Here is a 13239-nt window from a genome sequence, read left to right as displayed (position 1 = left end):
TCCGGCCTGCCTGCGCACTTGGTGCTGAAACGGCGGCCCGCTACGCCCGGCGGGGCAACCATGCCCTGCGTGTTGACGATCGTAGCGCTCGGGATACTCCCCTACGTGACGTTAACTCTACCCCAGGCGGGCCGCCCGCCCGTCCCCTGTTGATGTTTGTGTCAGGCGTGCCCGGCAGCCTGCATCTGCCGGAGCTCCTTCTTCAGCTCGCTGACCTCGTCCCTGATCCTGGCGGCCACTTCGAACTGCAGCTCGGCAGCGGCGCCGTGCATCTGCTCCGTCAGCTGTTCGATCAGGCCCACCAGGTCCTCGGCCGGGGCCGCTGCCAGGCCGTCCGAGCGGACCTGGGCGGCACCCTTTGCGGCGGACTTCCGCTTTCCTCCCTTGGCCAGCCGGTTGTTCTTCAGCAGCTCCTGGGTATCGGCGTCTTCCTTGGCCAGTTGGTCCGTGATGTCGGCGATCTTTTTCCGCAGCGGCTGCGGGTCCACGCCGTGTTCGGTGTTGTAGGCAACCTGGATGGCGCGGCGCCGGTTTGTCTCGTCGATGGCCTGCGCCATGGAGTCCGTGATGCGGTCGGCGTACATGTGCACCTGGCCGGAGACGTTGCGGGCAGCGCGGCCGATCGTCTGGATCAGGGACGTGGACGACCGCAGGAAGCCCTCCTTGTCCGCATCGAGGATGCTGACAAGGGACACTTCGGGAAGGTCCAGGCCCTCACGGAGCAGGTTGATGCCCACCAGGACGTCGAACTTGCCCATCCGGAGTTCGCGCAGCAGCTCCACGCGCCGCAGGGTGTCGACGTCGGAGTGCAGGTACTCCACCTTGATGCCATGCCCGAGGAGGTAGTCCGTAAGGTCCTCGGCCATCCGCTTGGTCAGGGTAGTGACCAGGATGCGCTCGTTCTTGTCCGTACGGGTCTTGATCTCGCCCAGCAGGTCGTCGATCTGACCCTTGGTGGGCTTCACCACCACCTCGGGATCGATGAGGCCCGTGGGCCGGATGATCTGCTGCACAAAACCGTCGGCCTTGCCCAGTTCATACTTGCCCGGCGTGGCGGACAGGTAAACGGTCTGGCCAACGCGTTGCAGGAACTCGTCCCATTTCAGCGGCCTGTTGTCCATGGCCGAGGGCAGGCGGAAGCCGAAGTCCACCAGGTTCCGCTTGCGCGACATGTCGCCTTCGTACATGGCGCCGATCTGCGGGATGGTCACGTGGGACTCGTCCACCACCAGGAGGAAGTCGTCCGGGAAGTAGTCCAGGAGGCAGTGGGGGGCCGTTCCGGGGGCGCGGCCGTCGATGTGCGCCGAATAGTTCTCGATGCCGTTGCAGAAGCCCATCTGCTGCATCATCTCGAGGTCGTACATGGTCCGCATCCGGAGCCGCTGCGCTTCCACCAGCTTGTTCTGGCTTTCCAGTACCTTCAGCCGATCAGCGAGCTCATCCTCGATCCGCTTGATGGCCCGGGACATCCGTTCGGGTCCAGCCACGTAGTGCGACGCGGGGAAGACGTACATTTCCTCTTCGTCGCGGATCACCTCACCGGTCAGCGGGTGGAGTGTCTGGATATTCTCGATCTCATCCCCGAAGAACTCGATCCGGATAGCCAGTTCCTCGTACATCGGGATGATCTCCACCGTGTCCCCGCGGACGCGGAACGTGCCCCGATGGAAGTCCATGTCGTTGCGGGCGTACTGCATGGACACGAATTTGCGGAGGAGGTCGTCACGGTTCATCTCCGCCCCCTTGCGGAGCGTGACCATTCCTGCGATGTATTCCTCGGGCGTGCCCAGGCCGTAGATGCAGGAGACAGTGGCGACGACGATCACGTCCCGGCGGGTCAGCAGGGCGTTGGTGGCTGAGTGGCGGAGCCTTTCAACTTCCTCGTTAATGGAGGAGTCCTTCTCGATGAAGGTGTCCGTCTGGGCGACGTAGGCCTCGGGCTGGTAGTAGTCGTAGTAGGAAACGAAGTACTCCACCGCGTTGTTTGGCAGCAGCTCGCGGAATTCGTTGGCCAGCTGCGCCGCCAGGGTCTTGTTCTGGACCATCACCAGGGTGGGCCGCTGCACCTGCTCGATAAGCCAGGCGGTGGTGGCGCTCTTGCCCGTACCCGTGGCACCGAGCAGCACCACGTCCTTCTCGCCGTTCCTGATGCGCTCCGTCAGTTCGGCAATGGCGGCGGGCTGGTCGCCGGCGGGCTTGAATTCGCTGATGACCTCAAAGGGCGCCACAACACGGTTGATATCCTGCGCAAGGCTCATGGATCTAATCTACAACCGGGCACCGACACTATTGCGGCCCGTCCGTTACGGGCGAACAGCTTTCCGCCGGTCCGCGGATGCCTTCAGGACGCGTACGACGGCGGCGCCCAGCCGGTCTCCTCGGACCAGGCGGACATGAGGGGCCAGGCAACGTCCGTGAACCACGGTTCCTTGGCCTCTGCGTACGCCCTGGTGCCCGCCGACCCGGCGAAACGTCCCGCAAGGCCTGCCTTATGCCGTGCATACAGCGTGCGTGCGGACGGGTCGGCACGCAGCCAGTCCCGGAACATCAAGGCATAGCGCCATCCGGGCGAGCCGGCAACACGGACGTGGATGTTGACCGGACGCCCGGGGTCCGCGTTGGCATGGAACCGTTTCTGCCACTGCCCGGGATCCGGCGCCGACGGCTTGGGCGTATCGGACCCGGCGCCGGGCACCACGGGGAACCCGGCTGCCGCCAGCAGGGGTGCAGCAGTGTCTGCAGCGTCCAGGCCGGAAACCGCAACCTGCAGGTCTATAACATTCTTGGCAGCGAGCCCGGGGACGGACGTGGAGCCAATGTGGTCCACCGCCAGGATGAGCCCGGGGGCCGCGGTCTTCAGCCTCGCGGAGATCCTGGCCGCCTCCTTGGCCCATTCCTCCCGATACGGCTCCAGGACAGGACCGCAGTTCCTCGGCGCACGCCTGCCCGCGGCGAGGTTGCGGGCGAAGGGCACCAGCCGGTCATCCCAGAGCCGGTCCACCTGGTCCAGCAGGTGCTGCACGCTGCCGGAGTTGTCCAGGACGACGTCGGCCGCGGCCAGCCGTTCCTCCCGCGTTGCCTGCGCAGCCATCCGCGACAGTGCAGCTTCGCGCGTCATCCCGCGGTGCTCCAGCATTCGCTGGAGCCGCACGTCGTCCGGCGCGTCGACCACCACCACAAGGTGGAAGTCGCTCCCCTGTCCGGTTTCCACCAGCAGGGGAATGTCCTGCACCACGACGGCATCTCCTGCTGCAGCTTCCACGATGGCGGCCGCACGCGAACGGACCAAGGGGTGGACGATTCCATTCAGCACCGCGAGCCGTGCCGGATCTCCAAAGACCAGGTCCCCGAGCCTGGGCCGGTCAAGGCGGCCATCCGGGCCAAGGACATCCCGGCCAAACTCAGCCACAACGCTGTCCAGGCCCTCGGAGCCCGGCTCCACCACTTCCCGCGCCAATGCATCAGCATCCACCAGCACCGCGCCGCGTTCCTTCAGGCGCAAGGCAACCACTGATTTTCCTGAGGCGATGCCGCCCGTCAACCCGATCTTGAGCACTCCCCCACCCTAATCCCCCGGTCCGGGTCCAGGTTCAGGTCCGGTCCAGGTCCACGGCGCGTCTCCTGTGGTGCCATGGACCGGACCCGGCCGGAATTCATCCGGACAACCGCCCCGGCGCCCGGGGTCATGCCCTAACAGTTCTAGTACATATGGCCCAGGGCGTATTGGTTAGCCGTGATGCGGGAGCTGGCGCCAAGAAAGTCGCCGAGCTGCTGCAGGGTGCGGATTTCCTCTTCACCGTAAGGCGCGGCTATCGAGTGTGCCTGCAGGTCCGTCGCGCCATCCGACGTCGTCGAAGATGCATTCGCGGGCGCGGCAATCACTCCTGAGAAACCGGCTGCGGCAACAGTTGCGATGGAAAGGAACAGCTTCCTCTTTTTGGTTCCATCAGACCGCTTGCCATCCACTGACGCAGGTCCGGCCATGTGGGCAGGAATCCGGTGATTTCCTTTGGATGTGAACAATGTACTGCTCCTTTCTTGCGGTGCCACCCCGGATGGATGACAGGGTTTTTTCCTGACCGTCTTCGGTTCAGGCATTGCGCCGGATTCGGCGAAGAGTTCAGTAAGGCGAACCGGCCCTTGGCGCCAGGAGGTCCTCCAGTGCTGCCGGGTTGGACTTGGTGCGGTCCACCAGGCAGTCCGGCCAAATCTCTTCAACCCAGTTGTTGCCGTAGGCGGAACCTGGGGTGCCGCGCCGGCCAGGCTGCGGAAGGATTTCCGGCGATTCAATCCGGAAAAGACCTGTTTGATGCGTGCTGCGGCTTGAGGCTTCTACCCGCTTCATGGTCAGGCTCTCCCTTTCCTGTTCGGAATACTCTGCTGGTTCCGTTTCCTGGTGTTCCCAGATTCCCGCTGACGCCTTAATCGATCCTTAATCACGAGCCGCAACCCCTACTCCAGCCGTTGCCGGGCCAGGGGAACTTGGGCCTAGACTGGGCCGGGTGCAAGAGGAAGACAGCAGGGCCACGGGTTACACCACCCTGGCGGCCGGACCCGATTTCCGCCACGAGATCGAGATCAAGCGCTCCCGGTTCATCACCGTCCTGCGCCGCGCCGGCACCGAAGAACTGGCACGCGACCTGGTCACCGGCCTGCGCCGCGAATTCCATGACGCACGCCACCACTGCTCAGCGTTCATCATCGGCCCGGACCGGAACATCCAGCGCTCCAATGACGACGGTGAGCCCTCGGGGACGGCCGGCCTTCCGATGCTTGAGGCCCTCGCCAAAAGGGAGACACTCCCCGGGGTGGCCGACCTCAGCGACGTCAGTGCCGTCGTCGTGCGCTATTTCGGTGGCGTCCTGTTGGGTGCCGGTGGTTTGGTGCGCGCCTACTCGGAGTCCGTCTCCTCGGCGCTGTCCCTGGTGCCCATGGTGCGCCGGAGCAGGTTGCGCATCTGTGCCGCCGAAGTGCCGCACGCTGCTGCCGGCCGGCTGGAAAACGACCTGCGCTCCGCGGGATTCGTGATGGCCGGGACCAGCTACGCCGCCGGGCACACCGTCCTGCGCGTGGCCGTGCCGGACGAGCCCGCAGCCATTGCCGCTGCGGCCGGGCGCGTGCAGCTCCTCACCGCCGGCAGCGCCGCCCTGACGATGGAAGGAACGGAGTGGGTGGATGTCCCGCTTGCCTGACGTGTCCCTGCTGGACGTCGACGAACAGCTGCTGGAACAGCTCCTGGACCTGGCCAAGCGGGACGCTTCGCCGGATGAGGTGGCTCCCCCGCTCGGCGGCCCGGGCTGGAACCTTGAACGGACAGCCTGGTTCTTCACTTACCACCGCGCCGCCGCGGAAGGCCTCGACGGGACGGCCGGCGAGAAATCCTGGGGCATCCTTGCCGATGGCGCCCTCGCCGGCTCCATCCGGCTCAAGCGCGTAGATGCCGGCACCGGACGGGACACCGCGGAAACCGGGATCTGGCTCGGCAGGAGGTTTCGGGGCCGCGGCATCGGAAGCGCGGCACTTCGCCTGGTCCTGGCTGAGGCCCGCAACGCCGGAATCGCCGAGGTGACCGCCCGCACCCTGGCCGGAAACCCCGCCGCCCAGCGGATCCTTGCCGGCGCCGGCGCCACTCTCACGCCTGACGACGACGGAACTGTCCGCGCCGTCGTCGCACTCCCAACTGACTAGCAGCAAGCGCACCAAAAATCGCGTTTGGCAGCGCTAAGTGCCAGTCAGTTGCTGCTTTAACGACAACGGGCCCCCGCGTTTGCGGGGGCCCGTTGTGTCAGCCCGGAAAAGTCCGGACCGTTGGCACTTAGTTGCCGGTCAGCTTCTCACGCAGGGCGGCGAGAGCCTCGTCGGATGCAAGCGTACCTGCACCGGTGTTGGACTCAGCAGCCGGCTCCGAGGAGTAGCTGGTGGTGCCGGAGTCGCTCTCACCGGACGTTGCAGCTGCAGCGTCGTCGGCAGCGTGCTGGGCAACCTGCTTCTTGTGTGCTTCCCAGCGGGTCTGGGCGTCAGCGTACTGCTGCTCCCAGGCGGCGCGCTGGTTCTCGTAGCCTTCAAGCCACTCGTTGGACTCGGGATCGAAGCCCTCGGGGTACTTGTAGTTGCCCTCTTCGTCGTACTCTGCGGCCATGCCGTACAGAGCGGGATCGAACTCGGTGCTGTCGGCGTCGACGCCCTCGTTGGCCTGCTTGAGGGACAGCGAGATGCGGCGGCGTTCCAGGTCGATGTCGATGACCTTGACGAACAGCTCGTCACCAACGGAGACAACCTGCTCTGCCAGCTCCACGTGGCGGACAGCCAGTTCGGAGATGTGGACCAGGCCTTCGATGCCGTCTTCGACGCGGACGAACGCACCGAACGGAACGAGCTTGGTGACCTTACCCGGGACAACCTGGCCCAGGGCGTGGGTGCGGGCGAAGGTCTGCCACGGATCTTCCTGCGTAGCCTTGAGCGACAGGGAGACGCGCTCGCGGTCCAGGTCGACCTCGAGAACCTCGACGGTGACTTCCTGGCCAACTTCGACAACCTCGGACGGGTGGTCGATGTGCTTCCAGGACAGCTCGGAAACGTGAACCAGGCCGTCTACGCCGCCCAGGTCCACGAATGCACCGAAGTTGACGATGGAGGAAACGACGCCGGGACGGACCTGGCCCTTTTCCAGCTTGTTGAGGAAGGTGGAGCGGACCTCGGACTGGGTCTGCTCGAGCCATGCACGGCGGGACAGCACAACGTTGTTGCGGTTCTTGTCCAGCTCGATGATCTTGGCTTCGATCTGCTGACCGATGTACGGAGCAAGGTCGCGCACACGGCGCATCTCGACGAGGGATGCGGGCAGGAAGCCGCGCAGGCCGATGTCGAGGATAAGACCACCCTTGACGACCTCGATGACGGTACCGGTGACGACACCGTCTTCTTCCTTGACCTTCTCGATGTCGCCCCAGGCACGCTCGTACTGCGCGCGCTTCTTGGAGAGGATCAGGCGGCCTTCTTTGTCTTCCTTGGTGAGCACCAGGGCTTCGACCTGATCGCCAACGGAGACGACGTCTCCGGGGTCAACGTCGTGCTTGATGGAAAGCTCGCGGGAGGGGATGACACCTTCGGTCTTGTAACCGATGTCGAGCAGGACTTCGTCGCGGTCGACCTTGACGACGGTACCTTCGACGAGGTCTCCGTCATTGAAGTACTTGATGGTCGCGTCGACTGCTGCGAGGAAGTCCTCAGCGGTACCGATGTCGTTAATGGCGACTACGGGGGTACCGGGCTTCTCGGTGGAGGTGATGGTCATGTAGTAGGGGCTCCGTTGTGGATAGTTAGTCGGTCAGGCAAACCGGCGCGCCCGCGTTATGGAACGCAGGCGCGATTTGCGGTGAATCCGACGGATCCTCCGGGTCATCCTGATTTTGTGGATTGCTGAGAATATATTTAACTGCAAATACGTGCACGTAGTACACGCCCGTTTATTCTAGTCGCTGCCCGCAACACGGGTCAAAAGCGGCGAGGCAGGGCACGCGCATGACGCGGCCACCCGGGAAGGGGACCGCAGGCTGCCAGTGACCTCAGAAGTGGGTAAGGCAATGCGTCGAGCGCTCGACGGCGAACATCTGCCTGGCCTTCAGCGCGGATCCGGCCGTGTGCTCCCGGACCTTGCCCGCTGCCGCCAGCGTGACCGGACTGACCCCGCCGACGTACATCGAGGACAGCGCGGAGACGTCCAGGGTCAGGTCCGCCTCCGCCGTCTCCGGCAGGCGCTCGACGGCGGCCTGGCCGGCGTCGGCGGAAAGAGCGTACGTTCCGGCCGTGAGGCCGAGCGGATCCAGGACTTTCAGCGCCAGGCGGCCTCCTGCCGGGTAGTGCCGCCCGGCCAGTGCCTTCGGGACATCGAGGATGCGCAGCCAGAGCATGTCCCGGCTGTCCGAGGAGTCGATGCAGCGCGGATCGTCCAGGGCCCAGGCCAGCGGGTCGTCCAACGGGGCTTCCGTCCAGGACACGCGCTCCACCAGATCGATGGCGCCAAGGAACTGCCAGAGTTCCAGGTAGGCATCATTGGTGCCGGCCAGCAGGTCCACCACTTCCACGGTGTAGGGCTCGGTGTCCCAGCCGAGGAACTTGTAGGAGACGTAGCCGTCGACGGTTCCGGCGGGCCCGTAATGGAGCGCCACCTTGATGGCGGGGTCCTCCTTGCCGTCGCGGCCGAGCGAGCCCGACGCAAGCTGCCGGTACCAGTCCTGCCGCCCTACGGACCCCGGGGTCAGCCGGTGCACCCGGTCGAAGACTTCCGGAGCCAGCTGCAGCAATGCCTTGGGATCGGCGACCTCCACGGTGCCGGCGGGCTGGTGCGGCAGGCTGAACCGCGCGCTGGTGTCAACCTTGATGTTGCGTTCAAAGCTGGCCACGCCGTAGCCGAACCGGCCATATATGGTTCCCTCTGACGCGGTCAGCGCCGCCACCGCAACCCCGTCGTCTTTCGCGAGCTGCAGGTCCTCGCTCATCATCCGCCGCAGCAGGCCGCGCCGCCGGTGCGAGGTGCGGACGGTGACAGCGGTGACCAGGTGGGCTTCCACCAGGTGCCCGAAGCCGACGTTGAGCGTGTTGCGCATGGTGCCGAAGGTGGCCACCGGCACGTCGGCGGGCAGCGACGACGGCGCTACCGGGCCGGTTTGGTAGGCGCCGGTGAGGACGCGCCGGTCGGCCTCATACGTCTCAAGCGTCTTCGCGACGTGTTCCGGCGTCCGGGTGGATTCGTGGAAGCCGAAGGACACGGCGCGGCTCCAGGTTTCGGCCTCGGCGTAACCGTCCTTGCCCTTGGACACAGCGTCAAAGCGCCGGATTTCATAGTTTCCACTCAGATCAGCCACGCACCTGAGCCTAGCCAAGATCCCCGGCGCCTGGCCAGCATCAACACCCCCTAGTGGCCGGCGTCGTACCAGCTGGGGCCGACGCCGATCTGGACCTCCAGCGGGACGCTCAGGTCCGCGGCGGCGGCCATCTGCTCGGTAACCAGCTTCTCCACGGCCGCGCGCTCACCGGCTGCCACTTCCAGGACCAGTTCGTCGTGGACCTGGAGCAGCATCCGTGATTTCAGCCCCTGCGCTTTCAACTCGGCGTGGACTCCCAGCATGGCGCGCTTGATGATGTCCGCGGCCGAGCCCTGGATGGGACTGTTCAGGGCAATCCGCTCGGCGTTCTCCCGGAGTTGCCTGTCCGTGCTGGTGAGGTCCGGCAGGTAGCGCCGGCGTCCCTCGATGGTTGCGGTGTACCCGTCAATGCGGGCCTGGTCCACCACGCCGCGGAGGTAGTCGCGGACAGCGCCGAACCGGTCGAAGTAGTCCTTCATGAGGGTCCGTGCCTCATCGACGGAGATCTCCAGCTGCTTGGACAGGCCGAACGATGTCAGGCCATAGGCCAGGCCATAGGACATTGCCTTCACCTTGGAGCGCATGGCGCTGGTGACCTCTTCGGTGGGCACATGGAAGATGTTCGAGCCGACGAACCGGTGCAGGTCCTCACCGTCCCTGTAGGCCTGGATCAGGCCCTGATCACCGGACAGGTGGGCCATGATGCGCATTTCGATCTGGGAATAATCGGCGGACAGCAGGCACTCATAGCCCTCCCCCACCACGAAGATCCCGCGGACCCGCCGGCCTTCCTCGCTGCGGATAGGGATGTTCTGCAGGTTCGGGTTGTTGGAGGAGATGCGGCCTGTCGCTGCCACATTCTGGGCGTAGGTGGTGTGGATCCGGCCGTCCTCGGCCACGGACTTCTTCAGGGATTCGAGCATCTGGCTCAGCTTGGCGGCCTCCCGGTGCGCCATCAGCTGCACCAGGAACTCGTGCCCCGTCTTTTCCAGCAGGTTCTTCAAAGATGCGGCGTCCGTGGTGTAGCCCGACTTGATCTTCTTGGTCTTGGGCAACTGGAGTTCCTCGAACAGGACCGTCTGAAGCTGTTTGGGAGAGCCCAGGTTCACCTCATGCCCGATCGCCGCGAACGCTTGCTCCTGCGCCTGGTCGATGACCCGGGCCAGATCGGCGATCTGGTCATCCATGCGCGCCATGTCAATGGCAATGCCGGCGAGCTCCATGTCCGCCAGGACACGGCTGACCGGCAGCTCGAGGGTGGAGAGCAGTTCCTCCGCCTTGCGCTCCTTGAGTTCGTCCTCGAAGTAGCGGCTCAGGGCCAGCACGACGGCGGCCGCCTGGACCAGCGCGTCGGCTGCGGCGTCGTCCTCGCCGTCGAAGGAGAGCTCCAGCTGGCCTGCCTTGGCCGTGGCGGCAGGGATCCCTACGTTGAGGTGGTGCTGGGCCAGCTCCGCGAGTTCGTAGGTGCGCCGGTCCGGCTGGATGAGGTAGCCGGAGATGGAGGTGTCATCCACCACGCCTTCCAGCTCCAGTCCACGGGACGTCAGGGCTTTCAGTGCGGCCTTGAAACCGTGCAGGACCTTCGGCGCTTCCGGGTCCCGCAGCCAGCCGGCCAGGACGTTCTCCGACTCGGCGTCCTGGCTTGACAGGTCGACATAGGCGGCAGCGCCGTGCCGGACAATCGCCAGCGCCGCGGCGTCCTCGCCGATGCGGCCGGGGACAAGGTCGACGGAGACGGCGGAGCGCTGCCCCGCGCCGGCGTCGAGGAACGCTGACAGCTCCGCGGCACTGCCCGGCACGACGTACTGCGGCGTGTCGATGCTTTCCCGTTCCGCGGCAGGCTTGTCCGCATCGCCGTAGAGCGCAAAGAGCCGGCTGCGGATGGTCTTGAACTCAAGCTTGTCGAACAGGTCCTCCAGGGCGGCCTGGTCCGGCCGCGGCTGGTAAAGGTCATCCAGCGTGACGGGAAGCTCAAGGTCCGTGTGCAGCTGGTTCAGGCGGCGGTTCCGCTTGACGGCCTCGACGTTTTCGCGCAGCGCATCGCCCACCTTCCCGCCAATCGCATCCAGGTGCTCCAGGACGCCGTCGAGCCCGCCGTAAAGATTGATCCACTTGGCGGCCGTCTTGGGCCCGACCCCGGGCACGCCGGGGAGGTTGTCCGCCGTTTCGCCCACCAGCGCAGCAAGATCCGAGTACCGGCTGGGGCTGACGAAGTACTTCGCCTCAATGGCAGCGGCATCCATCCGCGGAATGTCGCTGACGCCCTTCCTGGGGTACAGCACAAAAACGTTGTCGGTGATGAGCTGGAACGCATCGCGGTCCCCCGAGACCAGCAGCACTTCGTACCCTGCTTTTTCTCCCATGGTGGCGAGGGTGGCAAGAATGTCATCTGCCTCGTAGCCGGGCATTGTGATGGTCTTGATGCCCCAGGCCTTCATGACCTGCGCAATGAGGTCGATCTGGTTGTTCATCTCCCGCGGAGTCTCGTTGCGGCCACCCTTGTATTCGCTGTACTCCGTCTTGCGGTGGGTGGATTCGTCCGAAACGTCGAAGGCCACCGCGATGTGGGTGGGCTGCTGCTCCTTGATGAGATTGATCAGCATGGAGGTGAATCCGTGAATGGCGTTGGTGTGCTGCCCGTTCGTGGTTGAGAACTTGTCCGCGGGCAGCGCAAAAAACGCGCGGAATGCCATGGAATGTCCGTCCAGCACCAAAAGGCGCGGCTGTCCCGTCATGGGAACCACCGGGGCTTCCGTCGCAGAAACCGAGCCACTGGCCTGTGCCGGGACATTGCCCCGGCCTGCGCCTTCCCCGACTGCAGCGTCCTCAAGGGTGGCGGAACCCTGCGGTGCTTTGTCCTCCTGCAAGGTTTGGGACGGGAAAGGGGCCGGTTTGGTTGTTTCACTCACAGGTGCCAGCCTAGTTGCCATGATGGACAATTTCACGCCCGGCCCTTTCGCCGGGGAGCTTGCGGCCGCCGGAATCCCTGAGCACCTGCACGGTTGGCTGGGCCGGTTCGGGATCGGCGCCCTGGTGGTGAAAATGGGGATTCACTTCCTGGAAATGAGTCCCGAGCGGAGCGTTGCCACCATGCCCGTGGAGGGCAACACCCAGGTTGCGGGCATTCTGCATGGCGGCGCCCACGTAGTGCTGGCGGAGACCCTTGGTTCGTTTGCCGCGGGGATGCACGCGGGACCGGACCGCCACGCCGTCGGCATCGAGGTGAATGCCACGCATCACCGCTCCATTGCGGCGGGTACTGTAACTGGAACCTGCACCGCCATCCACCTGGGCAGGACCCTGGCCACCCACGAAATTGTGATTACGGACGGGCAGGGCCGCCGGCTGTCCACCGCCCGTATAACGAACATGATCCGGGACAACGTCCCGGCCCGGCAGGAGTAGGGCGAGTCCCCTCTGTCATTCTCAGAAGCTGACTGCAAGGAACGCAGAAGCGCACTTCTGTGGCGTTGGCCAGAAATGGCGGGGGAATATGGTTGGTTCCGCAGTCTGCACCGTATCGGAAGTTCACAGGTGTACGGAACTGAGTACGTGTTCTAGTCTGATCTGGGCGCATCCCGCGCCGAGTCACTTGTTCATGGGGGAGACAAATGCGAATTTCAGGGAACCTCGGCGTTGGTCTGGCCGCTGCGGCACTGATTGCGGTTGCGGGCGTCGCCGCCCCGGCGCAGGCTGCCACGGGGTGGGATCGCTGTCCGGAAGCGCACTTCTGCGCATTCGCGGGCCCAAATGGCTCTGGGCTCATGGCCGCGTACCAGGTCGGTGACCCGAACCTGGCGGACGAGTATGGCCCGACCGGCATGAACGACAACATCGAGAGCGTATGGAACCGTACCGGCTCGCTATGGGGTGTCTGGCGGACCATCGGCGGGCAGAACGGGCTCGCAATTGCCGAGCACTTCAAATACAACATGCATAGCGAGTTCGTCAATAATATCTCCGTGATCAAACGCTTCTGACGCTTGTCAACGGCTGCCTGCACCGGTCTTGCCCGGAATTCAATGTCGGCCGGCTGGACTTGAGACACGCGTCGCACATCCAGCCCCGCCCTAGCCAGCGCAATAATGTCGTACCCTCGCGCGATGATTTTGGTATGGGGAAAGCGGCGGTGGCGAAGGCGTTTGCGGACATGAATGCCGCTCTTGCCGTGCTCATTGCCGAGGCGGACGGGTGCGGTTCGGAGCCGTTTTCCGCTGCTGATCCGCTGGCCGGGCTGGCCGACGGGTGCCTGGACATCCTTGCCGGGGCCGCCGGGGTCCAGGCCAGGGTGGCGGGGCTGGTGGCCAAAACAGCAGGGACATACGCCGAAACAGCACGGGCGGCCGCCCCGCCGGACCCGCCCGTGCAGGCGCTC

11 protein-coding genes and 1 pseudogene are annotated in these 13239 nt (G+C 65.0%); 5 read left to right on the top strand and 7 right to left on the bottom strand.

From position 1 onward, the window contains the following. Positions 1-161: 161 nt before the first annotated feature. The 4 genes from uvrB to ACQ3DC_RS08020 all read right to left on the bottom strand — a co-directional run bounded on the left by uvrB (position 162) and on the right by ACQ3DC_RS08020 (position 4345). Positions 162-2258 (bottom strand): excinuclease ABC subunit UvrB, encoded by a 2097-nt coding sequence (gene uvrB, locus ACQ3DC_RS08035; protein ID WP_157242378.1) that lies wholly within the window; start codon positions 2256-2258, stop codon positions 162-164. A gap of 83 nt (positions 2259-2341) precedes the next feature. After that, positions 2342-3556, bottom strand: coding sequence for a dephospho-CoA kinase (gene coaE, locus ACQ3DC_RS08030; protein WP_430751964.1), 1215 nt, complete (start codon positions 3554-3556; stop codon positions 2342-2344). A 143-nt stretch (positions 3557-3699) separates the two neighbouring features. Next, positions 3700-4098, bottom strand: a complete 399-nt coding sequence (locus ACQ3DC_RS08025) for a hypothetical protein (RefSeq protein ID WP_430751963.1) — start codon at positions 4096-4098, stop codon at positions 3700-3702. Between the two features lie 22 nt (positions 4099-4120). After that, complete coding sequence (locus ACQ3DC_RS08020; protein ID WP_157242380.1) at positions 4121-4345, bottom strand: hypothetical protein; 225 nt, start codon at positions 4343-4345, stop codon at positions 4121-4123. A 157-nt stretch (positions 4346-4502) separates the two neighbouring features. Here ACQ3DC_RS08020 and ACQ3DC_RS08015 point away from each other — a divergent pair, with 157 nt between their 5' ends. Together ACQ3DC_RS08015 and ACQ3DC_RS08010 are read left to right on the top strand one after the other, a co-directional pair. After that, positions 4503-5192, top strand: coding sequence for an IMPACT family protein (locus ACQ3DC_RS08015; RefSeq protein WP_323057199.1), 690 nt, complete (start codon positions 4503-4505; stop codon positions 5190-5192). Further along, the gene (locus ACQ3DC_RS08010; RefSeq protein ID WP_323057200.1) at positions 5176-5688 is read left to right on the top strand and encodes a GNAT family N-acetyltransferase; all 513 of its coding nucleotides are present in this window, start codon (positions 5176-5178) and stop codon (positions 5686-5688) included. Before ACQ3DC_RS08015 ends, ACQ3DC_RS08010 begins: the two co-directional genes overlap by 17 nt. Before the next feature lie 127 nt (positions 5689-5815). Here ACQ3DC_RS08010 and rpsA read toward each other — a convergent pair whose 3' ends face one another. The 3 genes from rpsA to polA form a co-directional block, all read right to left on the bottom strand. After that, positions 5816-7294: a 30S ribosomal protein S1 gene (rpsA, locus tag ACQ3DC_RS08005; protein WP_157242382.1), complete on the bottom strand. Its 1479-nt coding sequence runs from the start codon at positions 7292-7294 to the stop codon at positions 5816-5818. Positions 7295-7565: 271 nt separating this feature from the next. After that, positions 7566-8864: a GNAT family N-acetyltransferase gene (locus ACQ3DC_RS08000; protein WP_430751962.1), complete on the bottom strand. Its 1299-nt coding sequence runs from the start codon at positions 8862-8864 to the stop codon at positions 7566-7568. 50 nt (positions 8865-8914) lie between these two features. Continuing rightward, entirely contained in the window at positions 8915-11599 is a 2685-nt protein-coding gene (gene polA, locus ACQ3DC_RS07995) for a DNA polymerase I (RefSeq protein ID WP_430752050.1), read from the bottom strand. Positions 11600-11792: 193 nt separating this feature from the next. Here polA and ACQ3DC_RS07990 point away from each other — a divergent pair, with 193 nt between their 5' ends. The 3 genes and pseudogenes from ACQ3DC_RS07990 to ACQ3DC_RS07980 all read left to right on the top strand — a co-directional run. Then, entirely contained in the window at positions 11793-12269 is a 477-nt protein-coding gene (locus ACQ3DC_RS07990; RefSeq protein WP_197432526.1) for a PaaI family thioesterase, read from the top strand. 206 nt (positions 12270-12475) lie between these two features. Then, positions 12476-12844, top strand: coding sequence for a peptidase inhibitor family I36 protein (locus tag ACQ3DC_RS07985; protein ID WP_430751961.1), 369 nt, complete (start codon positions 12476-12478; stop codon positions 12842-12844). 134 nt (positions 12845-12978) lie between these two features. Beyond that, positions 12979-13239 (top strand): annotated as a pseudogene (locus ACQ3DC_RS07980) (HNH endonuclease signature motif containing protein); the annotation flags it as partial.

It is taken from the genome of Paenarthrobacter sp. NEAU-H11 (assembly GCF_050573415.1).
Classification (GTDB): domain Bacteria; phylum Actinomycetota; class Actinomycetes; order Actinomycetales; family Micrococcaceae; genus Arthrobacter.
Note: the sequence above shows the minus strand (reverse complement) of the source record. Positions and strands in the feature narration are given on the sequence as shown.